Below are 26211 nucleotides of genomic sequence, written 5' to 3'. Positions count from 1 at the left end.
TCTAAAGTGAAAGCAGAAAGCGCGGTACCTACAGTTCCTATTTTTGGGATTAGAGTCTCCAAGGTGGATATGGCAGCAACTGTTGCTTATTTGACAGAGGCGGTTCATACCCGTATCCCGCATCAAGTGATTACAGCTAATCCGATTATGGTTATGACTGCTTTGGAAGATCCAGCTTATATGGAGATAATGAAGTCAGCTGAATTGGTTGTCCCAGATGGAACCGGTGTGGTATGGGCTGCTAATTATTGTAAGGAGCCTGTAACCGAACGGGTAGCTGGGTTTGACCTGTTACATGAATTGATGCAACAGGGTGAAAGATATGGATGGAAGGTATATCTCCTTGGTTCTACACCTGAGGTGATTCAGGAAACCGCTGAAAGGTTACAATTGCAATATCCGCGTGTTATTATTGCAGGATATCATGACGGTTATTTTGGTCCGGAATCGGACGATGAAATTATTGCTGGAATTGTTAAAACCAATCCTGACTTATTATTTGTGGCCAGAGGCGCGGATAGTCAGGAACCATGGATTGCAAAACACAAATCCAAGTTAGGTGTTCCGATCATGATGGGGGTCGGCGGCAGCTTTGATGTAATTTCTGGCAAGAGCAAGAGAGCGCCAAAAGTTTTCCAAAAAATGAGAATTGAATGGTTGTACCGTTTATTAAAAGAGCCTACGCGGTACAAAAGAATGCTTGCGTTGCCGAAATTCGCATTAAAAGTGGTGCGTGAGAAAGATAAAGTAACAAAAGTCTAGTCAAATGCCGATATTCACCTAGAAAATCAGATGAATAGCCTAAAAAAGGGATTGGAATTTGTTTTTGTAACAGCGTATAATTCAATGCGGTAGAGAAATGGGGGTCGACTGATCAAATGTTAATCATATACATCGCTGGATTTATCGTATGCATGGGACTCGCACTTGGCCTCACACCTTTGGTGAAAAAATTCGCCATTAAGATTGGTGCGACAGATGTGCCGAATGCTCGTAAAGTGCACACGAAAATTATGCCCCGCCTTGGCGGATTAGCTATTTTTCTGGCGTTTGTGTTAGGCCTGCTTGCCGTATTGCCGATTATTCCATATGAGTTCACTCCGCGGGAGGCCAACTTCATCAAAGCGCTGCTGTGTGGCGGCGGACTGATTGTACTTATCGGAGGGTTGGATGACCGATTTGAATTATCAGCAAAGTTGAAGCTGCTGGGCCAAATTGTCGCAGCATGTATTGTAGTTTTCGGTTTTGGTATTACTGTAGATTTTGTGAATATTCCATTTAACAATACGTATTCTTCATTAGAAAGCTGGATTGCTATCCCGCTTACGATTTTCTGGATTGTTGGTGTCACCAATGCTGTTAACCTGATTGACGGGTTGGACGGGCTTGCTGCTGGTGTATCAGGGATTGCGATTGCTACGATTGCGGTAATGGCTTTCTTGATGGGTAACACGATGGTTGCAATGTTATGCCTGTTGCTTCTGGGTAGCATAATCGGATTCTTGTTCTTCAACTTCCATCCCGCCAAGATTTTTATGGGGGATACGGGATCGCTGTTCTTAGGCTTCTGCTTAGCTTTACTTGCTTTGCTAGGGTTTAAACAGATTGCCGTGGTTTCGTTTATTACACCTTTGCTTATTATTGGTGTACCGTTGTCGGACACGTTCTTTGCGATCGTGCGCCGTAAGCTGCAGAAGAAACCAATCTTTGCACCAGATAAAGGTCACTTGCATCATTGCCTTCGCGAGCTAGGCTTTAGTCATCGTCAGACTGTGCTCATTATTTATGGTATTGCTGCATTTTTCGGAGTTTTAGCTGTTATTCAATCCTCTGCCGCTCTTTACGAGGCGAACTGGGTTACCTTTGTAGTCATCTGCATCATGCTCTTCTTCTTGCAGATCGGTGCGGAAGTTACAGGTTTGATCGGTAAGACTAAACGTCCGCTGATTGATTTCTTTTTAAGAATTCGTATGAAGGCTAATCCGGAAAGAGGTTCCAAATCTTAATTTATTAATGGTATTATTCTAATATTTTCTATAACTAACAAAACTCATCCCTTTTCGGATGAGTTTTTTGTTGTTTTCCCTAAAAATATCGCTTCCTATGACCGATAAAGAACAAAGTGAAGGTTTACGAGAATTTATACTCAAAGGAGAGATATAACACATGCAACGCTTTAAGAGACCGTTCGTTTGGCTGATGCTGGCGGCTTTGATCGTTTCTATGTTCCCAGGTAAATACACGCCCATAGCGGCAGCGGCTACCACGAGCTCCACGACTTTCTTCAGTCCGGATGATCTCACATTACGTAATACTGTTCTGTTGAAACAGGATGTTGTAGCAACAACAGCTAATCCTAATCCTGAGGGACTTATTGACCGTTCTAGTGTTTACAAAGTAAGTAGCCCTACCTTTTCAATTACAGGAACCTACTCTCAGGTAACATCTTCCACGATGAAGGTTACTGTAGAGCAGCTTACAAAAGATAGTCAATCTAATAAATGGGTAACAGATGCTACTCACCTGACTACGGGAGCGGTAACAACAGATACCAATAGCCCGGATAACCGTTTTGTAGCATCTGGTCTTGTTTTGTATACAGGTTTTAATAAGGTGACCTTTTCTGGTATGCAAGGGAATCTCCAACGTTCAGAATCATTTTATGTTCTTTATGATAAAGTTCCCTATGTAACAGAATTAAAAGTTTTGGGTGGTCCTTCTGCGCTTAATTTAAATGAAGGAACACAAGTTGTCGTACCAGTATCTACAGTTACTCTTCAAGGTAAAGTAACGAATGCCACTAAAGTCAGTGTCTCCGTGAATGGAGGAACTGCATTACAAACTTCCCTATTGGAAGACGGAACATTTTTCACCCCCGCGCTGAACTTGAGTCCGGGATTAAGTACGCTTAAGATTGTTATTCAAAATGCTTCGGATTCAATAACAATAGACAGATCCGTATATTTCTTTGATAAGGATCAACCGTACGCTTCTTTGAACATCAACCACGACAATGCGGACTATAATATCTTAAATGATAATGTGCCTACGTTGACTGCTGATTTGACTCCAAGTGTTGCAGGTTTTACTGGACAGATCTTAGTTCCATATAACGTGGCTCCGTTTGCAACAAATGCTGTGCTAACTCTTAATAAAGGTAATAGTTCCGAAAAAGTTGTAACGATTAGTGCTGTGACAGAAGAATTAACAATTCCTGGTCCTGATGGCGTTACGCCAACGTATAAATTGGTTAAATTTAAGACTGCAGCTGATTTAGAAATCTTGGCGGGTGTAAATGACTTTAAATTGTCTGTCGATTATGGCAGCCACAGCAGTTCTCATCTTTATTCATATAAATTTTTGAAAAATGAGACTGTTATAACAGAAATGTACTACCTTCCTGGATATACAGGCTCAGGTGATCTTACCAATATCTCTAAATTGCCATTGAATGGCCAACAGTTAGAGACGGATAGTTTCTATATAATGGCGAAGACAAATAGATCAACAACCCCGGCAGATATAACTGCAAACTATTTGCCATTGAGTAATAAACCACTATCCATAGATTATGTAACTGCAGGCACAGGAACAAATGAATATATTTATAAAATATCAGGGTTCTCTAATGGTCAACAAAAGGTACAATTCCGTTATAAAGGATCAGAATCCTTCTATAATGCTGATATTTCATATGTATCGAAAAACTATATATATGTAAGTAATCTGCAAGATGGTCAGACCTACGAATTCGATTCCAGTGTAGAAAGAAAACTTAATGTTTCTGGGGAATATATCGGGTTCGAAAATATAGAAAATGCACAAGTGCAAATTAACGGCACAGACAGTAACTCATTAACTAGCAATCCTTTTAAGCTTGAAGTAGAAAAAAACTCAACAGTAAATAAAACAACTTTTAATTTCACTGTGACAATCAGTCAGACGGGACCACTGGTATACGGTGAGAATAAAATCGTATTTACTGGAGTCTCAAGAGATAATGCTGGTAACCAACGTATTATCAAAAAAGAACTTAAAATCTACATCATTGATACCAATATTTCTGGGGTAAAACAATTCCATCCTACTTTAGGGGATAATCGTTTACCATTTACAACTACAACCCTTTCTAATGAAGTCGAGCGTAATGCCATGCTGGCATTGCCAGCTGAAATTGTATATAAGGATGAAAAATATACAACAAGCAAAGATAAATTCGACTTGGTACTACAAGGTAGTGGTGCTACAACGCTGAATCTTTATCAGGGCTCTACTCTGGTGTTTACTTCGACGGGGCAAGATAAGCTGCTAATTGACGGTACGGAAACCGCTGGACCTATTGGTCCTAAACGTTATCCTGATGAAGTGGCTGCAAATGGTTTGTATTATGACTACATTGGCAGTGCTAAAAACTTTATTTTAAGATTACGTGACATTAAGTTTGATGCCCCAGGAAGTCAAGTTTATACCCTAGAGCTTATTAACAAAACAGGGGCAAGAACTACACAACGTCTTGAAGTAGTGCGGGAAGTTGCTCCATATCGTCTTTTGTCACCTGTAGCGACAGTAGGTGAGCAAATTGTTGTTAACAAAAACTTTGTTCGTTTTGATATTGAGGCTGAAGGTGCCACTAAAGTAATAATTGGCAAAGAAGAAGCAATAAAACGTACGGATTTGCCAAATCAAGATCGCTTCACCTATGATTATGTGGGTTTAAAAGCAGACAAATCGAATCCTATTAAGATACAAGTGGTTCGTGCTAACTCCACAATAAGCGATACCATAAATGTGTATTATGCCAGTGCTGTGCAGATTGATACACAATATATGGCGGAGAAGGTAGCTACGAAGTATAGTGTCTTTAATAAAACCTTGGAATTGAACTTCCCTAAAGGTACGATTATGAAGGGATATACTAGCTCTGGTGCTGCAAAATATTATCCTAATACAAAACTGTTGTTTGGTATCGCGGATCCCGCTGATGGCGTTGTTGAACGTAAGAATGATTACGGGAACATTATCAACGTAACGGGTAGTGACGACAGAACCGAAGGCGGGGGCGGGCAGCTTGTGATTCCACAGGATCTTGCCCTGCGCTTTACATCAACCGTCTCTACTAATAACTTTTCGAGAGTATCGGATATCTATTGGCTTAGTGGTGGTCTAGGAAATGATGGCGTTAATCTTGAGACCAACGGGGTTACCCCACATTTCGTGGATGCCAGTGGAAAGACTGGATACTTTACACAGTATAGTCAAACAAGAAAAATCGTACCTTCCCAACGTGGTGAATTGACGCTTACTTTCAACTCCAGCATTGTGGATGAAGTGGGATCGACTATTACAGTATTCCGATATACAGATTCAGGTAAGTGGGAGAATTTGGGCGGGGTCGTAGATACGAAAAAACATACCATCACCGTTCCATTCGATGAATTTGGTTATTACACTGTTATGAAGCTGCGCCGTGGTTTTGTTGATATTACGAATCATCCATGGGGCAGAAATATAATGAATGGATTGTATTCCAAAGGGTTTATGACTAATCTTCGAGCAGATGCATTCGGGGCGGATGATTTGACCACTCGTGGTGAATTCGCTACATTGTTGGTGAAATCATTAAGTATTCCTTTGAACTATGATGCTAATAAACAAACCTTCTTTGATATTGTGCCAGAAGCCGTCGCGGCCACATGGGATTTCAAACACATTGAGACAGCTGCTAGGGCAGGTATTGTTACAGGCCTCAGTGATGGCTTCTTTGGGCCTGATCAAGCCTTAACACGTGAACAAGCCGCTGTAATGATAGCTAGGGCGTTGAAACTCAAGATGTCTTTGAATGACAGTAAACTGCTGGCAAGCTTAAGCAAATCATTTGTTGATACAAGCAATATGGATTTCTACTCACGTCCTGCAATTGAAGCTATATCTAAAGCTAAGATTATGGAAGGAAGCGCTGTGACTGTTACAGGCCAAAAGAAGCCCGTCTATAACTTTAACCCGAAGGGTAAGTTGACTAGAGCAGAGGCCGGTAAGATTACTGTGGCACTCTTACAGAAGAGTACAAGCATCTTCCCTAAGAACTTTAACTAAAGAATAAAAAAAGTGCTCCGGCCTGCGAAAAGTATTCGTAGGTCGGAGTTTTGATGTAAAGATAACAATTACCAGCGACATAAATTTTGTAATCTGCACCGATTTACGATACAATAATGTAGAAAATATTATTTTCTGAAAGGTGAAAGCCATCGATGAAACCGATTTTATCAAAAGCACAGTTGGATTACATGAAAGCCAAGAATATGTTTGAGAATAGAGCAAAAGTGTTGGAGAAGGAAATTGCAGCTAAACGGGCACTACAGGAGATCACTCAAGAGGTCATGGAAGAACTTGTACAAGCAACAGGATTCCACGATTCATACAACGAGCTTGTTGTTACTGAGAATGCTCTGATCGAATGGTCTCATACTACAATCAAGCATGAGAAGAGCTACCGCGAGAACCGCGCAGCTATTGATGCAATGTATGACAATGTGAACTCGAGTCCTGAGAAGCGTCAGGAATTGATCCAATTATCTATGAAGATTCGTTAGAAACAATGTAATAGAAGCAAGCGTCGGCAACGGCGCTTTTTTTGTTTTTTGTAGGAATGTTTAAATTAATAGTACAAGTGTTAATGATTCTTAGTAAATATTGCATAATGACGTTTAGAAAGCGACTATGATATACTGTTTTCCGTAGGCACCCATGATTAACAATAGTTAGTAGAACATACATATGTATCTTCTAATGGGATCACACCGGAAAATATAAAAAAGAAGATTTTTTTTGAGAAACCGCAACTTTTTCAAATCTTCTGCGTTTAAGGTGTAGAGTCATTTACACAGGGGCTCAAATTAACCGCTGGTAAAGCCAATTTAACAAAATGGAAAAATTAGCTTTACGTGACTTGAGGCACATTGTATAATACTTAGGTATAATTAGGAATCTAGTATTGTCATGTCCTAAAATCGTTTACCAGTTTCTGTGATACCCGTCACAGACATTATTTATACTTAATTTGCTCAACTCGGGAAAGGGGGTGCATCGGCTAATGAGTGACATGAGCTACTCAACTAAAGAAAAATCTCAGTTTATGAACGTCCAAGGAGGAGAAAAAAAGGTTATGAAGAAAATTTTATCCGTAGCATTATCTACAGCAATGGCATTCTCGATGTTTGCCTCTGTAGCGTTTGGTGACGCAGCAACAACTCCGCAACAAAAATTTGATGCTTTGGCAGCGAAAGGTATTCTCAACGGATACCCAGATGGTCAAGCTCACCTTGAAAAAGATCTTACTCGTGCTGAGTTCGCGAAGATCGTTACTAAATTGTTCGACCTTACTGAAGTAAGTAACAAATTGTCTTACAAAGACAAAGGTTACAACGCATCGAACTGGGCTGTGCCTTACATCGAAGCTGTTACTGCAGTAAACTACATGCAAGGTAAAGATACTGTTAAAGGTATCTTCGATTACAACGGTAAAGTAACAGTTGAAGAAGTTGCGGCTGTATTGTTCCGCGCTTTGAAATTGGAACAACCAACTACAACTGATAACTCTGCATCCGCATGGGCTAAAGGTTATGCTCAAGCAGTAATCAATGCAGGTTTGGTTGCTAAAGACACTAACTTCAAAGCTAACGCTAGCCGTTCTTTGGTAGTTGAAACAGCTTATGCTGTTGATCAATTGAGCCAAGCAGCTACAATCGTTTCTGCTGAAGCATTGAGCCCAACTAAAGTAGTTGTTACTTTCTCTGACAAAACTACTACAACTGTTGAATTGACAACTGCTCTTGTAGCAGGCGTTGAAACTACAATCAACTTCAAACACAATGATCATGATTACACTACAAAAGTAACTTTGGCAGCTCCTAAGGTTGTTTCCGCAGAAGCTCCAAATGCTAAACAAGTAGTAATCAAATTTAACCGTTCAATCGATGTTGATACACTGGCTGAATCCAGCAAAGTTATCGACGGCGTAGTAAAAGTAACTAAAGTGGGTAGTGATGTTAACGAAGTAGCTAATGCTAATGTTACCTTCAACGCTGACAACACTGAAGCTGTTATTACCCTGCCAGGAGTTAAATTCCTTAAAGGTAACTACACTGTAGTTCTTAACGATGCTGTAACAACAACATCTGCTGAAGCTATCCCAGCTTACACACAACTGATCACTGTTGCTGATACAGTTGCTCCAACACTTGCTTCTGCTAGCTCTACTGCAAAAGCAACTACTAAAGATGTATACGTGAAATTCAGCGAACCAGTTAAAACTACTGGTATTGTTGCTTACGTAAATGGTCAAGTTGCTACTGTAACTGTAACAAATGATACTTACACTGAGTATAAATTGTCTGCAGGAACATTGGATAGCGGCAAAACTTACGATGTATCGTTGCTTAACGTTACTGACTTTGCAGGTAATGTAGCTAATCCTAACCCAATCAAAACTACTGTAACTGTAGTTTCTGACGTTGCTGCTCCAGTAATCAAGAGCGTAACTCCAGTAAGTGACAAGTATGTTGAAGTTGAGTTCGACAAAACAGTTGATCGTGCTTCTTTGGTTGGTAATGTTCGCTTGTTGAACTCCGTTGGTGAAAGCCAAGGTACGTTCCAAGTGTTGACTACTGACAATGGCAAGAAGTTCACCCTTCAAAGCCCATTGACTAGCTTCCCTTCAACTGGAACTTTCACTGGTTCTGTAGTATTCGGAGCTTCTGTAAAAGATACTCTGGGTAACATTTTGGGAACAGCTGCTAGCCAAGCAATTACCTTTACTAAAGACACTGTAGCTCCTACTGTAACTGGTGTTACTTACACAACTACAGCTGTTAATAAAGGTCTGGTTCTGAAATTCTCTGAAAATGTTGTATACAAAGGTAAAGGCACCCTGCAACTGATTAATGATACTACTGGTGAAGCTACAACTGTACTTCACAATTCTAGTCTTGTTAAAGGTAGCGGAAGTACTTTCACTATCACTGGTGTAAGTGTACCAACTGCTGGTAGCTACACATTGCGTATTCCTGCAGGATTGTTCGTAGATAAATCCTACAGTGCAAATGAACTGACTGCTGCAGTATTGCCTGTAACAATCGGATCTACTTCAACTGACGATAAAGCTCCAGAATTGTTGGTTGTTAATGGCGCTGCTCCTATCAAGTTCTATGATAGCAAATCTGTTGGTGATGACACTTATGGTGATGCTTTGATCACTGTTGATCTGTTTGATGCTAGCGGTTTGAAATCATCCACAATTCTTGATAAAAACAGCTACACATTGAACAATGCTGGTCTTCCAAGCACTTCTTACGTTACAATTAAAACATTGAACGAAAAAGGCGAAGAAGTATCATCTGCTACTAACCCAACTCGTGCTCGTGCATATGTATATATCCCTAGCTCCAGCATCACAGAAACTAAAGACTATGTCTTTGCTGTGAATGGTGTTACTGATACTGCTGGTAACGTAATCGATGGTACAGTTGCACAACAAAAAGGTAAGCTGACTAGCAGAATTAGCCCTGCGTTTGATTCAGCTGTAGTATCCAGCGGAGGTTCAACTGAACTGATTCTCGGATTCTCCAAAGACCTGAATGAAGCTACAACTGAAGCTGACTTGAAAGCGAACCTGGAATTCTACATCAACACTGATGTTAATTCTAGCAACAAAATTTCATCAGATAACATTCTTTCTATCACTCCGATTAAATACGGATCTGATAAAGGAAAATGGTCTGTTAAATTCTCCAAGAAAATCATTGATTCCGCTGCTGGTGCTAAAGAAGAACTTGATCTTAACGCCAACGGTGTTAACAGAATCATTGTTAAAGTTAAGAAAGACGCTGCAATCTTCGATGCTGATGGCAACAAGATCAAAGGCGAAACAGAAATCTCCGCTAAGTAATCTCCGATTACCGAAGCACAGAATAGCCTCTTCGGAGGCTATTCTTTTTTTATAGGTTTTTATCCCCAATAATGAGGAGGAACTTCTTTGAAATCGGTATGGAAAGTAACAACCGCTGCTGTATTGCTGGCTGGTGGTATATGGGCTGGGTCTTTGCTAAACATTACTGCTGAAGGTGCAGGTGTTGGTTCTCAGCCTGGCACAACGGATGATCCTGTAGTTACTAAAAGCTACGTCGATCAGCAAATTCAGAAAGCACTTTCAGGTGGTGCAGTGACGACTCCGGTAGCGACTGCTACACCTGCGCCTAGTGCAACCACAGCGCCAGTAGCTACACCTGGTCAAAATAGTAGTAATGAATCTGTGATTGTTGATGTGAAGCCTGGCCAAACTTTAATTGCTTCTGCAGGCGCTGAATTTATCGTTCGCGCGGGTAAAGCAGTAATCGTTTCACAAGATGCGAATGGTGTGGCCGATTTAACAGATGGTAAAGATCTTACAAATGGACTAGCTGCACCATCTAACCACTTATTGTCCTTCCCTCGTGATGGTCGTGGTATAGCTGTTCAAGAGGGTCAAACCCTTGGTCTTGTTGTGATGGTTCGTGGTGGATATACCTTGAAATAATGTGTAATGATATATATTCATAATGCCCGTAAACGGACTTAATCATACCTTCAAACTGTTTTCCAAAGTTACAAATCATTGGCGCGATTGAAGATTAAGTGATGGACGCACAATATTCCTGTAATCTTACAAATTCACAGGAGGTGCTGTAACATGGCACGTAATAATCGTACAGTCGTACCTGAAAGTCGGACAATGCTGAAACAAATGCAATATGAAATTGCAGCTGAATTTGGTTTATATGGGGCTCATTATGGAGGCGGGGCAGACACGGAGTTTGCTTCTGAGTTAGGAGCAGTCGGAGGTAGTGGTTCTGGCCGTAGTCAGTACCTTGGGCATCTGAGTTCAAGGGATAATGGGTCTGTTGGAGGAGAAATTACGAAGAGACTCATTAAGCAAGCTGAACAGTCTCTTTTTCAATAATATCAGGGGTTAGGATACCCTTATTCCTTATCTGATATTGCTTTTTTATAGCGTGAAATCAATATTCATACTCTCACGGGGGGCTCTGTGTTTAATTGACACCACCCCCTAAATAAGATAATATGACTTTTGAGGAAAGCCTTAGACCTTTTCCATATGGAAAAGGTTCATTTTTTGAAGAGTTTAGTGAATGCAGGCATTAAATTTTGCGAAAATCCTTCATAAAAAGAAATCAGGCAAACCTGAATTATTTATATTATTTAGTTTAATTATTTGGCCTGTTATCATTAAGGAATCCCTTATACAGTGTCAGACTAACCATATGGGAGGTTGTTATACTTGTCTATTAAAGGGCGTCATTTGTTTACTTCTGAGTCCGTTACGGAAGGGCATCCGGATAAAATCTGTGACCAGATTTCCGACGCAGTATTGGATGCATTTTTAGTTAATGATCCTAATGCACGTGTAGCCTGCGAAGTAGCAGTAGCAACAGGTCTTGTACTGGTGATCGGGGAAATCAGTACCAAATCAGAGTATGTTGATATTCCTGCCATCGTACGCAATACCATCAAAGAAATTGGATACACACGTGCAAAATATGGTTTCGACTATAATACATGTGCTGTATTGAGTTCTCTTAACGAGCAGTCCGCTGATATTGCCCAAGGTGTTAACTCTGCTTTAGAACACCGGGATCCTGCTCAAGTAGCTGAAGAAACAGCTAATATTGGTGCGGGCGATCAAGGACTCATGTTTGGTTTTGCTACGAACGAGACACCTGAACTGATGCCACTGCCGATTGCTTTATCACATCGTATTGCACGTCGGTTATCTGAAGTTCGTAAGAACGGAACCTTGGACTATCTTCGTCCAGACGGCAAAACACAAGTTACAATTGAGTATCAAGATGAAAAACCTGTACGCGTAGACGCTATCGTAGTATCTACACAACATGCAGAGGAAATTTCTCTTGAACAAATTCAGGCGGATATTAAAGAACATGTTATTTTGCCTGTTGTTCCTGCGGAACTGCTTGATGCAGAAACCAAATACTTTATTAACCCAACCGGACGTTTTGTTATTGGGGGTCCTCAAGGGGATGCTGGTCTAACTGGCCGTAAGATTATCGTAGATACATACGGCGGATATGCTCGTCATGGCGGCGGAGCATTCTCAGGTAAGGATCCAACTAAAGTGGACCGTTCTGCGGCTTACGCGGCTCGTTATGTAGCTAAGAATCTTGTAGCTGCTGGTTTGGCCGACAAATGTGAGATCCAACTTGCCTATGCCATCGGTGTAGCTACTCCTGTCTCGATAAATGTGGATACATACGGAACAGGTAAAATCAGTGAAGAGAAAATGGTTCAACTGATCAGCAACAACTTTGATCTTCGCCCTGCGGGCATCATTTCTATGCTTGATTTGCGTAAACCGATTTACAGACAAACTGCAGCTTACGGTCATTTCGGACGTACTGATGTAGATCTTCCATGGGAACGCGTAGATAAAGCAGAATTGCTAAGAGATCAAGCAGGGTTGTAATTCATCATACGGTCTTATAATATGTTAACCCGCAAGTTGGCCTTGGTGTCAGCTCTGCGGGTTATTTTGCGTGCGAAAACGAGCAGGGCTAGTGAATCTAACCATAGAGAAGTAGACTACTAAACTTTGCCAGCCTTTTAGCCGAAATATAAGAATATACATAAAGACGATAGTATGGCTTGAGAGGAGTCTATCACGGAATGAAAAGAAAAATTTCAATATGGACGGCACTTATTCTAGCGGGAGAGTTAGTACTTGGTTCGGGTTATCCTGCTATTGGAATAGGGAATTCAGCAGTGTACGCTGCATCAGAGTTTGGTATAACAGTCTCACCAGCGCCTGGAGCAAGTTATGTAACTATCGGATCATCCCTTAGACTGAGCTTTGATCGTCAAGTAAACCCGCAGTCAGGTGAAATTACTATTACGGGTCAAGGTGATAGCTCACCTTTTTTAACGATTCCTATTGGTAGTTATGGTCTTATTGGTAGTTCAAAAGATTACGAGCTTAAGCTAAATCAACAGTTTACTTCAAACAAGACTTATACAGTGACAATCCCTAAGGGGTTGTTCAAGGATAATGATGGTAATGAGTCAGATGTTACTTCATGGGCATTTACCACTGCGCCTGAGAGTAATACAGCGATTACGGCAGGTAACTTTTCACCTGCTAATAATACAAGAGTGGATGCAGGAGCCCTTAAGGAGCTAAGTCTAACCTTAAATAAAAACCTGATAAAAGGTGGAGGTTCCATCCGGATTTTGTCGTCTGCAGATAATGCAACCGTACAAGAGTTCAAAATTAAGGATGATGATACTAGAGTCAACGTTCAGACTGATGCTAACTCTACTACAGTTAAACTAACATTGGATAAAACATTGGCCTCCGGAAGTAACTATTATGTTCTTATAGATTCTTATGCTTTTAAGGATGTTGATAATCGAACGTATTCCGGAATTTCAAGCGGTGATGTGTGGAGCTTCTCTACTAAAGGTGTGGCAGAGATTCCAGTGACTCCTGCACCGGCAAACGGATCAGGTGGGGTGTCTACCACTGGTGCCCTACAGCTTACATTTGATCGTCCTATGATGCCTGCAGCTGGAACCATAACAGTATCTCCAGGTGCAGCTAACGATGCTAGAACGAGATGGCTTAATGTAAACTCCCCAGCCGTTACAGGAGGAAGCAGCAGAACTATAACATTGCTTCCAGCATCAGCAGCATCACCCTTGCTAAACAGTACGCAGTATACGGTGACGATACCGCAGGGAGCTTTTTACGATCAAGACGGAAATGTATTTCCAGCTTCGGGTGCGTATACCTGGACATTTACAACGGCTTCTTTGACAGGACTTAACGTAAGTGCGCTAAATCCAGCTGACCGGAGTGAATCCATAGCTAACAACAGATCATTTTCTGTCACATTCAATCGTAATGTGAATTATAACAGTGCTGTGGAAAATGGTGTAGCGCTTTATAAAAGTGGTGGAGCACAGGTTGCGGTTACTGTTAACCGGAGTACAACTGCTGCAAACGAATATGTAATTACGCCTAAAACAGCTTTAGATAGCGACTCAACCTATTATATTGATATTGCTAAAGGAGCTTTTGTAGACGCTATTGATGCTAGTGTTATCTATGATGGACTAAGCGGCAAAAATTCATGGAGCTTCCGGACCTTGTCTCAGGATAAAACAGCTCCACAGCTCACATCTGCATCACTCGAGAACAATCGGACCATTCGTTTAAAATACAATGAGAGTCTCAACTCTTCCATTGCACTGTTGATCTCCAGCTTTGGTGCTACGGTGAATGATGAGAATCGTACAATTGAAAGTGTCTATATCCAGGGAGACAGCGCCTATGTGGTACTCAGTACAGGGGTAGCGGTTGGACAGAACGTGAAGGTTAGCTATACAGGTGGTCTGCGGACCATTCAAGATCCAAGCGGAAATGCAGCCAGCACCTTTAGCTCAAAGCAGGTTACTAACACTATCGAGTCCTCCATGCCTACACCAAAAGATGGACGGATCACAGGTAGAACTGTAGCGTTGAATTTCAATGACTCTTTAAAGGCAGTTTCCTCTTACGCACATAGTCAGTTTCTAGTGACTTCAGATGGGGGATCTCTAGGGGTCAACTCCATAAGCTCCAGCGGGAACACTGTATATTTAGGGTTAAATAGCGATGCTTCTAATGGCCAGACCGTTCGTGTCTCCTATTATGCAGGCTCTTATCCTTTGCAGAATTCTTTTGGACAAAATATTGCGGATTTCACAGATTTCTACATTCGCAACAGCAACGATACAATTCCACCCGTGTTCCAAAGTGCAACCGGAGGTGGCAATAAAATCCTTCTGAATTACAATGAAGGCTTGTCAACGACAAACCTCCCGATGAACAGCCAGTTCTCTGTGCTTGTTGGCAGCACTCCTAACTATGTTACGAATGTATCCGTCAGTGGCTCACAGGTCACGCTAACGCTCCAGAGTGCTTTGACGGTGAATCAGAATGTTACGTTATCCTATGTTCCGGGGACTACCGGAATAAGCGATTTAAATGGAAACCGTGCAGCTTATATTAACCTGCAGCCTGTGTCCATCTCGGAAAATAGCGGCACTAGCATACCTGAGATTAGTTCTGCCACCATCAATGGCGACGAGCTTACGGTTACATTCAGTAAAAACATGCAGGCATCTGGTTCCCTCTATGCTAATCAGTTCGGAGTTAGAGCAGATGGAAGCAGTATGGGTGTACAAAACTACACTTTGTCAGGGGATATTTTAAAAATAACAACATCCTCAGCAGTAAAAACCGGGCAAACTGTTGATTTGTCTTATATGTCAGGTTCAGGTACGATCAAGGATTTAAGTGGTAATATACTGTCCTCCTTCTCTTCACTTTCTGTTAAGAACCTAACCGGCGTGAGCACCGGAACGGGAAATCGTCCATCCTATCTAGGGACGATTGCAACAAGTGAGTTTGGAAAAGAATACGCGCTGCTGAAGAGTGACTCTTCACAAATCGTGGATGACCGTTCGTTATACAATCAATCTGTAAAAAGATATACCTTAAACACAGATCGCCTGACGGCCAGTTTTGAATATCTGTATAAGGCAAGTAGTGATACATTAGCTTTTGAGGTGCCTGCTACAGAACAATCGGCCTATGTGACTGTTCCTTTAAAGCCTTTGCTTGATGCTGTAAATCGCAGTAAAACCACAAAATTTATGATACGTTATGGCGATCACTTATATAGCGTAGGATTAGACGATATCGATATGAACGGATTAGCGACAAGCTTGATTGCAGACAGTAAAAATATCTCGCTGGTGTTCCGCTTAGAAAAGGTTCCGGCAGGTACGTTCTCCCCATTTGAGCAAAAGCTAAAAACTATGGGGATGCAGAGCGTTACTAGTCTTATGGATGTCCGGGTGACTGCGATAGTAAGCAGCAATTATTCTAATGCTAAGGCATTATCGGTACCTGGAGAATACACTGTGCGTACAACTTCTTCATTGAACAATGCGCAGACATCTGCTGCTAGACTGGATCTTTCCTATTACGATGCAGCCTATCTGCCAACAAAAGTAAGTACGGTAGGTAGCTATACGATTATTCGTGCTCGTACGGAGGGTAATCAGGTGTTAGGAACCTTTATATCAACCCGGGCCTTTTCAGATATGAGTAGACATTGGAGTAATTCAATCGTAGCTGAGCTTAGTGCAAAGACTATCATCGATAGCAGTTACGGGACTACATTTGGTCCAGAAAAAAAGATTACCCGTGCAGAGTTTGCAGTAATGCTTAGCCGGGGACTTGGTTTGCTAGGCGATCGCGAGACCGCACAGCGCTTCCGGGATGTGCAGCCTTCCACACAAACGGGAGACTATATTGGTGCAGCAGCTAAGGCAGGTATTATTACAGGCAACACGGATGGCTCCTTCCGGCCTAATGATAATATCACTCGTGAGCAGATGGCAATCATGATGATTCGGGCAATGGAATACACCAAACATCCTATTACATTAAGCGGCACTTCTGCCTCAACACTGGCTCGCTTTAAGGATAAGTCCAAAATTCAGAATCAAAGTGCAGAATTCGTAGCTAAAGCTGTGCAATCGGGGATTATTTTGGGAATGACCACAAGTGAGTTCCAGCCTCAGGGTAATGCCACTCGTGCACAAGCTGCTGTGATGTTGCATCGGATGCTGAAGCAAACAGATTATTTATAGAATAAATAGATTGGTAAAGCCTGGCATTCTGCTGGGCTTTTTTTATGTTAACAGTTTGTGTTACGAGACTCTATAAAGCTTGAAATCTCTCAATTTCGCAACTTTTTCGCTTATTTTCAGTCTATTAAAAGAGTACTAGAAAAATAGGAACCAGTTTCCAGACTTTTGATAACGGACTTGAAGAGTAAAAAAGAGATGGGAGAGTTACGTCGAAATGAATGAAGTTTTCATGGAGAAGAAGAGTAGAGAAGTTGTTCGGGGAATGAAATTATCATCTACTAAAAAATGGGTTGCCGCTTCATTAGCAGGTGTGTTGTGGATTATGCCGGTAATTGGCAGTGAAGGCTTAGCTATGTTTGGTCATAGTTCCACACCAATTGCTGCCGCAGCCACATCTAATTTTAAAGTAAGCAAGCTGGGAGAAGAAGTAATTACTTCGGGCGCCATTATGATGAAATACAAATATACGGCTACACGTTCAGGAGCGAGCGCTTCTGGCTTGGCGGATGTTATTCGCGTTGACCTCAACAATCCATATGTTTCTTTAGATGTTATGACAGGTAAAGGTGGAAACCTGACAACACGTCAAAGTACTGGTGGGATGGCTAAGGAAACTGGAGCCGTGGCTGCAGTAAACGGAGATTATTTTAATACAGGCGGGGAAGGTGCTCCGATTGGTGGACAAGTATCCAGTGGAGTATTGGTATCCACCCCTTCGCAATTGGATGGAATGTATGCCTTTGCAGTGACTAAGGACCGTAAGCCTCTTATTGATGAGTTCAGCTTTGAAGGAATGATAACCGCACCTGACGGCGCACAGTTTGAGATATCCGGTATCAATAAAGGTGCTTATAGTCCTGAAGGTGGGAGCTCGACTTATAGCCATGCTAATGCAATGTATATCTATACGGATGTATGGACCGCACTCGATCGTCCCAAAAACAGCTCAACCACACCGACAGAGGTGCTCGTTGAGAACGGCGTAGTTACTCAAATATCTGAAAATGCTGCGCTTCCTACAGCGGTTCCAAAGGGAGCTTATATTTTGCGGGCCCATGGCTTAGCCGCACGGTATGTTACTGCCCATCTGACTGTTGGACAACCGGTAACAAGTGTGTACTCCCTGAAATCCAAGACTACGCAGCAATCGCTAGATCCTGCTAATCTGCAAACAATGATTGGTGGACATACGATTCTTGTGAATAACGGAAAAGCTGCAACGTTCTCTCGCTCGACTAGCAGTATTGGCGGTTATCGTGCACGTACGGCTTTAGGATACTCTCAGGATGGACGTTATGTATATATCATAGCTACTGAAAAAAATGGCAACAGCTCAGGAATGTCATTGACCGAGCTGCAATCTTTTATGACCAATATTGGAGTCTGGAAAGGGCTTAACTTAGACGGAGGCGGCTCTACAACGATGGTAGACCGGCCTCTTGGTGAAAGCTCAGCCACACTAACCTTTAATACAGAGTATGGCACAGAGCAGCGCAGCATTGTTAACGCGCTTGGTGTTTATACTAACGCACCACAAGGTGAAGTAAAAGGAATTAAAATTAGCGGAAGCACTTCGCTATTAGTTGGACAAAAGGCTACTTATTCGTTAAAAGGTTATGACACTTACTATAACCCTATAGATGTAGCAGCAGGCAATCCTACTTGGACATCAAGTGGAGGAAGCGCAACTGTAAGTGCAGGAGAAGTAACGGCAGTGAAGCCAGGCACCGTTACCTTAACGGCTAAAAGCGGCGTAGCAAGCGCTTCTACAACCCTTACAGTCTTGGGTGGAGATGATCTATCCAGCATGAGTGTAGGCACTGCTACAGCGCCACTGACAGCTGGGACAACTGTATCTGTCCCTGTAAAGGCCGCTACGAAGAGTGGAGCAACCATAAGCGTTCCAGATTCAGCGCTGAAGTGGGAGTTTGTAGGCTTTAAGGGAGTCGTGCAAAATGGCAAGCTTACTGTAAACTCTGTGGATGCAGGGGTTACTACAGGTTACGCTATTGCTCGTTATGATGGATTTAGCACAGCGGTTGTATTATCGACAGCAGCAGCTACAACATGGGAAGATTTCGAGAAGGTAAGTTATCCAGTCAACTTTACTACCAATGTGCCAGCGGTACAGGGGACTGCAACAATAGTAGACGGATCGGCTGAAAGAGTAGGCTCCAAGGTGCTGTCACTCAGTTATGATATGACGGCTGGCAGCGGTAAAATGTACGCTTATGCTCAACTTAACGGCACAAGTGGAAAAGCCGTTCCAGCGCTTGCAACTTCGATGTCAGTTGATGTGATGGGCGATATGAGCTTAAATTGGCTGCGTGCTGAGTTTGTAGACAATAGTGGAGCTACAGCCTATGTAGATCTTGCGAAGATTATCGATTGGAACGGTTGGAAGAACATAAACATCGACTTGTCAGGATCAGGGATTAAATTCCCGGCTACGCTGAAGAGACTTTATGTAGTCAATGTAGAGGAAGGCCAAGATGAACGGGCGAAGACAGGTACCGTTGCTTTTGATAATATCACCTTCACAATGCCTTCACTTTCCAGTGATGCAGGGTTACCAAAGGGTACGGCTTCGATGAGCATCGGCTCCAAAGCAATGACCGTAAACGGAAATAAGAAGGCTATTGATGTAGCTCCAATTGTGAAAGACGGCAGTACTTATGTGCCGATCCGTTATGTGCTGGATGCTTTTGGAGGGAATGCTACCTGGGATCAGGTGAATAAGAAGATCATGGTGTTGCGCGGAGCCAAGGCACTGGATCTGACGGTAAATAAAAAGGAATACCTGTTAAATGGTAAGCGACAAAGTGCTGAAGTAGCACCTATTATTTTACAGGGTAGGACTTTAGTACCTCTTAGACTGGTTTCTGAACAGTTAGGATTAACTGTAAAATGGGAACAGAAAACGAAGACCGTAACTATCGAATCGTGATATGTTAATATATAAGGAAAACCTTAATACGATCCGATAGAAAAGGGGCAAGCATCCGTGGAATTTCAAGCCGATGCGATTGATCGCGTTATTAAAAATACCATCGACGTGATGGAGAGCAGCAAGTATCAGATTTTTGAAATATTGCAGGTTGCACGTGATGAACTTGCTGCACTCAACAAGGAACTGCAGCGGGTCATGGACGAAACGGATGAAACATTGAAAAAGGTAGACAAGCTGGAGCTACAGTATCACCGCTCCAGAATCCGGCTGACAGAGGTCAGCCGGGACTTTGTCCGCTACTCAGAGAAGGATATCCGTATTGCTTATGAGAAGGCTACGGAGCTTCAGCTCGAACTCATGATGACGCGTGAGCGAGAGGTCTATCTTCGAAGCAGACGTGATGAATTACAAATGCGAGTGCGCAGTGTCGAAAATTCTGTAGAGCGTGCAGAGTCAATTGGTTCGCAAATGAGCGTAGTGCTCGAATATTTGTCGGGAGAACTAGGCCAAGTGACGAGAATTGTCGAATCTGCGAAGAACAGACAGATGATCGGACTCAAAATTATCCTGGCTCAAGAAGAAGAACGGAAGAGAATTGCCCGGGAAATTCATGATGGTCCCGCTCAAATGCTGGCAAATCTAGTCCTTAGGACGGAAATTGTAGAAAGAATGCTGGTAAAGCAGGAATTTGGGCTGGTGCAGGACGAAGTAGTAGATTTAAAAGGGCAGGTACGTAACAGCCTGGAAGAAATGCGTAAGGTTATTTTTAATTTACGACCGATGGCTCTCGATGATTTGGGCTTAATTCCGACTTTGCGGAAATATGTGCATGATTTTGAAGAGAAAACGAAACTGCGGACGACTTTGGAAACCCGAGGACAGGAACACCGACTATCTTCAGCGATGGAGGCGGCGGTATACCGTCTGGTTCAGGAAGCATTGTCTAATGCAGCAAAACATGCCTACCCAAGCTTCGTATTGGTGGAGATTACATACCAAGCGCAGTTAATTAAGATTGTGATTAAAGATAACGGATTAGGCTTTAATGTACAAAAGTTAAAAAATCAGCAAGGTAATCGGGAAAGCTTCGGGCTAGTAGGTATGCGGGAACGTGTAGAACTGCTTGAGGGAAGAATGGAAATTGTATCAGCCGAGAATCAGGGGACAACAATCGTGATCCATATTCCGACGAATGTGGAGAAGGGGAAGGAGTAGTGTGATGGAGAACTTAAACTCTAGTAAAACGCCCATTAAGGTTCTTTTGGCGGATGATCATCAGCTTTTTCGTGAAGGGCTGAAACGCATTTTGAATATGGAGGAGGATATCGAGGTCATAGGGGAGTGCGGCGACGGTATTCAGGTATTAGAGTTTTGTAACGGGACTAAACCGGACATCGTATTGATGGACATCAATATGCCTGTTGAGAACGGCGTAGAAGCCACTCAAAAACTTCGGGAAATGTTCCCGGAGGTTAAGGTAATTATTTTATCCATTCATGATGATGAGAGTTATGTATTTGAGACCCTTCGTAAGGGCGCCAATGGTTATTTATTGAAGGATATGGAGGCCGAATCCCTTATTAATGCCATTCGTTCGGTCTGTGAAGGACATGCTTTTATCCATCCAAAGGTTACTGGAAAGCTTATCAATCAATTGCGGCGTATGACTTACCTTAACGAGACTGGCGTAACTACAGATACAGTGGTGAAGGAAGCTGGTGTTAAATTTATTGCTGGTGACAACAATCCTCTAACCCGTCGTGAAGCAGAAGTGCTGCGTCTAATGGCTGAAGGTAAGAGCAACAAAATGATTGGTGAATATTTATTCATTAGTGAAAAAACAGTTAAAAACCATGTTAGCAGTATTTTGCAAAAAATGGAAGTGGATGATCGGACTCAAGCCGTTATTAATTCGATTAAATATGGCTGGGTAACCTTGTAGAAGCTTCACAGTAATACGTTACATATAGGAAAGAAATTAAGTAGACACAGCTTGCTTCCCTGATGGGTGTTCTAGGCAGTCACCGACCTTTTAATGCCGGCATATAGTGTTGGTATACAGAGGAGGTGCATCTCCATGGTAGCCCAGTTGATATGGATTGCGGTTGTTTATGTATCCGCTGCAGTGATGATTCATATGTTGCATAACCGGCAGAAGGTGCGTAAAACACCGCAGTCCGGAAAATGGATTCATTATATTTTTATTACCCGCAATCATGAATCTGTTGTGGAATGGTACATTCGGGCACTGACATTTCAAGCTCTTCTAACCGGAAAACGATTGCGAGTAACGTTCATGGATGATGGTTCGAGCGATGGAACACTTGGGATTGTTTCCAAAATGGCCGCTAGCGGCTGCTCTATCGATCTTGCAACATCTATGTACTCTCTTCAGATGAGTGAAGAATTGCAGCATGAAGGAATTGTAGTAGACTTGCGGCTGTCAGGGCAGTCTGTATCGCTGCCTTTTATGGGGATGGCAGGAAGTAGGGGATGCGAATCAAAGCGCAACAGATCTTAAGTAAATATGTAAGTAACGGGTGAAGCACACTCTCCAAGAACTGGGGGAGTGTGCTTTTTGCGTTTGGGGAGACGGAGTCGTGAATTTGGGATCAAATATGGAGTTGCTAAGTACAAGCGAAAGGTAGGAGGGATTATTATACAAGTCGCTGTATATGCTGTGGAATGCAAGGGGAGCTGGAGGGTTGGAATTTCATTAGATCTTAGCGTGGATAGATGGTGGTGGTCTGTAGCTAGACCGGAGAAGAAAGCTGGGAGTTCCTTAGCGGCGAATAGTTTGGTTCTGCTTTCTTCTGCGTTGCCGCTAGGTTGGGCTGTGAAGCTCCGGGACAACTTTAAACAAAGAAGGGTAATGGGCACCTGGGCGATTAAGGAATGGGGGCAATATATTAATAGTATGCTCGAGGCTGAGTTGAGAGAGGAGAAAGAGGCAGGGGGACTGTGGGAGGCACAGTGGTTAAATGATGGAATATTCATATGGAAGCCTAATAAATCGAGTTTCGGAATAGAACAGGACAATAAGAAGAATGAAAGGTATTGCGGGAGTGAAAAAAAGGGTTTTGATTCTGGATTGCTAGAATTGGATTCAGAGCAATTATTGCGGGCTGTGGCCGGACGCTCTTTATTGGAGCCGGAAGTAGAAGCGCTGCTGGCAGAAGAATTGCCAGAGCTAGGGGGGTGCTGGCGCCAGGCGGCACAACTGGCGCATCTGCAGGGGCGGCTGTTGCTTACAGCCGCCGTAGGCAATGCGCCCCCGGCTGCGCACGGGGCGCGGGCCCGCCAGCTCCCTGCGGGTGCTGGCGTTATGATGCGTGCGGCGGCTAGGCTGCCGCACTTATTGTGGCGCGGCGCTGTCGCTCGCCGCGCGGTTTCGCGCTGCCTGCGTTGCGGCAGCGTGCCCACCGGCCGCACGGCATGCGCCGCGTGCGGGCTTATGGGCTGCGCCTATTGCGAGGCCTGCCTTGCGCTTGGGCGCAGCCGGGCTTGTGCGCTGCTGCTGCGCAGCGCAGCACTTCCGGCCGTGCGGTGCACGGCCGCCCTTGACCCCGCCGCGGCCGCAGGCCGGTGGGGGCTGAGCCCAGCGCAGGCGGGAGCCGCTGGCGCTGCGCTGGGCTTTCTGGCGGAGGCGCGCAAGCGCTCCGCCAGTACGTGCCCAGAGCGGTTTCTGCTCTGGGCGGTAACGGGAGCGGGGAAAACGGAGATGATCTTCCCGCTCCTAGAGGCCGTGCTCGCCGCCGGAGGGCGGGCGCTGGTAGCGACGCCGCGCCGCGACGTCGTACTTGAGCTCGCGCCGCGGCTCGCCCGGGCTTTTCCGGCGGAGGTCATCGCCGTACTTTATGGCGGCAGCGCAGATCGCTGGGTGAGTGGTCGCTTAACGCTCGCAACCACCCATCAGCTCCTGCGCTTCCATCAAGGTTATGATCTCGTAATCATCGACGAGCTGGATGCGTATCCTTACCACAATGATCCTATGTTGGCCTATGCCGCTGAACAAGCCTGTAAAGTGGACGGCTCTTTCATCTATTTATCAGCTACTCCACCACAAGAAATGCAGCGTTTGGTCCGGTTAGGCAAGCTTCCACATGCCAGAGTGCCTGTCCGCTTCCATGGTCATCCCTTGCCTATCCCGCAGCATTTGAGTATACCCTCGGTTCTAACCTGTCTGAAGCGTGGGAGTTTGCCAAGATCGCTTATACAAAATCTTCAAAAGTCACTGGAGCGAAAAGCACAAATTTTTCTATTTGTGTCTCGAATAGCTCATATCGAAGGATTGCTGATCCTACTTCGTCGTAGCTTTCCCGGCGTGGTTATTGAAGGCACCTCGTCCAAGGATTCATTTCGGGCAGAAAAGGTGACTGCTTTTCGCAACCGTATCATCTCTTTGTTAGTAACTACTACGATCCTGGAACGGGGAGTTACCGTGCCACGCAGTGACGTATTTATTTTGGATGCAGACAGTGGTCTTTTTGACGAAACCTCTTTGGTACAGATGGCAGGCCGTGCTGGTCGTTCTAAAGATGATCCTGATGGCCATGTTGTATTTGCCTCCCCTCAGTGGAGCCGATCCCAGCGTGGAGCGATTGCTCAGATTCGTACTATGAATATCATCGCTCGCCGCCATGGATATTTCCGTAAAGGTGGGGCTAAATGAATACCATGCTTATAGGGGTACGAAAATCTTTGTCTCTCCTCCTCACCCCCTCGTTGTCTCAATGTCTAACCTGCGGGAAGCACAGCCCACAGTCCTCACAGCTGCCTGGTATCTGTAAGGATTGTGCGGAATCCATTCCTTGGATACGCGCTCCACGTTGCTTGGTTTGTGGGCGGCATGTAGGCTGTCCAGACTGCACTCGCAGCGCTGAGCCCTCACCCATTGTATGTAACCGGAGTGCGGTAGCCTACACTAATGAGATGAGAGAATGGCTCGGTCAATATAAATATCGCGGGAATGAACGATATGCCCCTCTACTTGGACTCATGCTGGATAGGGCATATTTAACCCTAAAGGAGGAAAAGCAACAGGGGGCTCTTTCATCCCAGAAGGCATCGTTTTTTCATCTTATTCAACATAAAAGGTACAAAAAAAACAGCCTTTGGTCAGCTGATTTATTAGTTCCGGTACCTGTCAGTGATTCAAGGCTTCTAGAACGGGGGTTCAATCAAGCGGAAAGATTGGCCGATGTTCTATCTCGTCATAGGAAGATTCCTCAGCTACCGCTACTAATTCGTACGCATCATACGGGTAAGCAGAGCTTTAAAGGACGTGCGGAGAGACTGGCCGATATGAAGAATGCTTTTGGAGCGAATCCGGCAGTCTCCACACCATTTAAGGATTGGCTGAAAGATAACTCACCTGTAAGCCGTCCTATTCGAATTATTATTGTTGATGATATCTATACAACCGGAAGCACGATTCGTGCTTGTGCCGAAATTCTAAAACAAATGGTTTCTAACTATGATTATGCTGCAGAAATCTATAGCCTAACCTGGGCGCGTTCCTAAAGCGAAAATGCATGATTGTGAACAGCTATATCCATTCCATTAAGGATTAGTTGCGGTTGGTAGCGTTTCTTCTGTCCCATAGACGAATTCCTTGCAATCATGTAATCTAGGAGCATAAGAATATTATGCATTGCACAGAATGTACGGAGAGGAGCGGCTGCTTGTTATGAATCTAGACAATTGTCCAAGGTGCGGCCGGTTGTTTGTCAAGAATCTTATGGGGTTGTGCCAGGTCTGTATCAAAGAGCTGGAGCATGAATATGAGATCTGCGTGAATTATTTACGGGAAAACAAAGGAACCAACATTCAGGAGCTCTCCGATGCTACGGGGATTTCTATTAAAGAGATTACCCGCTTTATTCGAGAAGGCCGGATTTCTATAGCTAATGCACCCAATATGATGTACCCTTGCGAAGTGTGTGGTACACTGATTCGGGATGGCCATATGTGTGACAGCTGTCGTAGTCGGCTCAGGAAAGATCTCACGAATGCTGTCAAGGAAAATTCTGCTGAGGATACTACTAAAAAGACATCTGATGGTGCATATCGTGCCATAGATAAGCTGCGTGACCTATAAAATCTGCAAAAAAACGTTTGCAGCTATAAAGAATGTTTCAGTCTACGCCGATAAACTTAGTAAAGATTATCGGCTTTTTTATATTAGAAGGAAGGTGGAAGTTATGAAAATTAACGAGACCGGACGAATTAACGCGATTAATCCGTATCAACGCAGCGCGGAAGCGCAAAGGCAGGAACAAATGAAGAAAAGCACACGCAAGGATGAGGTTTCGATCTCTGATGAAGCGATTCAACTCTTGCAAGCACAAAACACTGGCAAGAATGATCCAGAACGCGCACTTAAGATCGACAATCTAAAGCAGCAGGTCTCCGCAGGTACCTATCAAGTTGATGCATCTAAGCTAGCAGAGAAACTCGCCCCTTACTTTAAGCAATCCTCCGAGAATTAG

At 43.6% G+C, this 26211-nt stretch carries 17 protein-coding genes; all 17 read left to right on the top strand.

From position 1 onward, the window contains the following. Window positions 1–6: 6 nt before the first annotated feature. The 17 genes from NYE72_RS28575 to flgM all read left to right on the top strand — a co-directional run bounded on the left by NYE72_RS28575 (window position 7) and on the right by flgM (window position 26211). Window positions 7–762, top strand: a complete 756-nt coding sequence (locus NYE72_RS28575) for a WecB/TagA/CpsF family glycosyltransferase (protein ID WP_038573630.1) — start codon at window positions 7–9, stop codon at window positions 760–762. A gap of 116 nt (window positions 763–878) precedes the next feature. Beyond that, window positions 879–2006 carry an MraY family glycosyltransferase gene (locus NYE72_RS28570; RefSeq protein WP_036681523.1) on the top strand — a complete coding sequence of 376 codons (1128 nt, stop codon included), beginning with the start codon at window positions 879–881 and terminating at the stop codon, window positions 2004–2006. A gap of 160 nt (window positions 2007–2166) precedes the next feature. Continuing rightward, entirely contained in the window at window positions 2167–6093 is a 3927-nt protein-coding gene (locus NYE72_RS28565; protein WP_038573627.1) for an S-layer homology domain-containing protein, read from the top strand. Between the two features lie 155 nt (window positions 6094–6248). After that, window positions 6249–6590 carry a hypothetical protein gene (locus NYE72_RS28560; RefSeq protein ID WP_036681520.1) on the top strand — a complete coding sequence of 114 codons (342 nt, stop codon included), beginning with the start codon at window positions 6249–6251 and terminating at the stop codon, window positions 6588–6590. Between the two features lie 500 nt (window positions 6591–7090). Further along, window positions 7091–9943: an Ig-like domain-containing protein gene (locus NYE72_RS28555; RefSeq protein WP_052097368.1), complete on the top strand. Its 2853-nt coding sequence runs from the start codon at window positions 7091–7093 to the stop codon at window positions 9941–9943. 87 nt (window positions 9944–10030) lie between these two features. Then, window positions 10031–10570 carry a hypothetical protein gene (locus NYE72_RS28550; protein ID WP_038573625.1) on the top strand — a complete coding sequence of 180 codons (540 nt, stop codon included), beginning with the start codon at window positions 10031–10033 and terminating at the stop codon, window positions 10568–10570. 153 nt (window positions 10571–10723) lie between these two features. Further along, complete coding sequence (locus NYE72_RS28545) at window positions 10724–10993, top strand: alpha/beta-type small acid-soluble spore protein (RefSeq protein WP_036681516.1); 270 nt, start codon at window positions 10724–10726, stop codon at window positions 10991–10993. A gap of 339 nt (window positions 10994–11332) precedes the next feature. Beyond that, window positions 11333–12535 (top strand): methionine adenosyltransferase, encoded by a 1203-nt coding sequence (gene metK / locus NYE72_RS28540; RefSeq protein ID WP_036681514.1) that lies wholly within the window; start codon window positions 11333–11335, stop codon window positions 12533–12535. A gap of 200 nt (window positions 12536–12735) precedes the next feature. Next, window positions 12736–16770, top strand: coding sequence for an Ig-like domain-containing protein (locus tag NYE72_RS28535; RefSeq protein ID WP_052097366.1), 4035 nt, complete (start codon window positions 12736–12738; stop codon window positions 16768–16770). A gap of 214 nt (window positions 16771–16984) precedes the next feature. Next, the gene (locus NYE72_RS28530; protein WP_080742649.1) at window positions 16985–19717 is read left to right on the top strand and encodes a stalk domain-containing protein; all 2733 of its coding nucleotides are present in this window, start codon (window positions 16985–16987) and stop codon (window positions 19715–19717) included. A 57-nt stretch (window positions 19718–19774) separates the two neighbouring features. Further along, on the top strand, window positions 19775–20935 hold the full coding sequence (locus NYE72_RS28525; protein ID WP_036681511.1) for a sensor histidine kinase: 1161 nt from the start codon (window positions 19775–19777) through the stop codon (window positions 20933–20935). Window positions 20936–20939: 4 nt separating this feature from the next. After that, a complete protein-coding gene (locus tag NYE72_RS28520) occupies window positions 20940–21662 on the top strand; it encodes a response regulator transcription factor (protein WP_036681509.1) in 723 nt (240 codons plus the stop codon). Between the two features lie 135 nt (window positions 21663–21797). Continuing rightward, a complete protein-coding gene (locus NYE72_RS28515; RefSeq protein ID WP_076123908.1) occupies window positions 21798–22241 on the top strand; it encodes a glycosyltransferase family A protein in 444 nt (147 codons plus the stop codon). Window positions 22242–22379: 138 nt separating this feature from the next. Beyond that, complete coding sequence (locus tag NYE72_RS28510; protein ID WP_339212123.1) at window positions 22380–24392, top strand: helicase-related protein; 2013 nt, start codon at window positions 22380–22382, stop codon at window positions 24390–24392. Then, a complete protein-coding gene (locus tag NYE72_RS28505; protein ID WP_339210954.1) occupies window positions 24389–25243 on the top strand; it encodes a ComF family protein in 855 nt (284 codons plus the stop codon). Before NYE72_RS28510 ends, NYE72_RS28505 begins: the two co-directional genes overlap by 4 nt. A 166-nt stretch (window positions 25244–25409) precedes the next feature. Beyond that, window positions 25410–25820 (top strand): TIGR03826 family flagellar region protein, encoded by a 411-nt coding sequence (locus tag NYE72_RS28500; protein ID WP_076182297.1) that lies wholly within the window; start codon window positions 25410–25412, stop codon window positions 25818–25820. A 103-nt stretch (window positions 25821–25923) separates the two neighbouring features. Continuing rightward, window positions 25924–26211, top strand: coding sequence for a flagellar biosynthesis anti-sigma factor FlgM (gene flgM, locus NYE72_RS28495; RefSeq protein WP_036678454.1), 288 nt, complete (start codon window positions 25924–25926; stop codon window positions 26209–26211).

Origin of the sequence: Paenibacillus sp. FSL L8-0333 (assembly GCF_037965665.1) — a bacterium.
GTDB classification, from domain to species: Bacteria; Bacillota; Bacilli; order Paenibacillales; family Paenibacillaceae; genus Paenibacillus_AQ; species Paenibacillus_AQ odorifer.
Note: the sequence above shows the minus strand (reverse complement) of the source record. Positions and strands in the feature narration are given on the sequence as shown.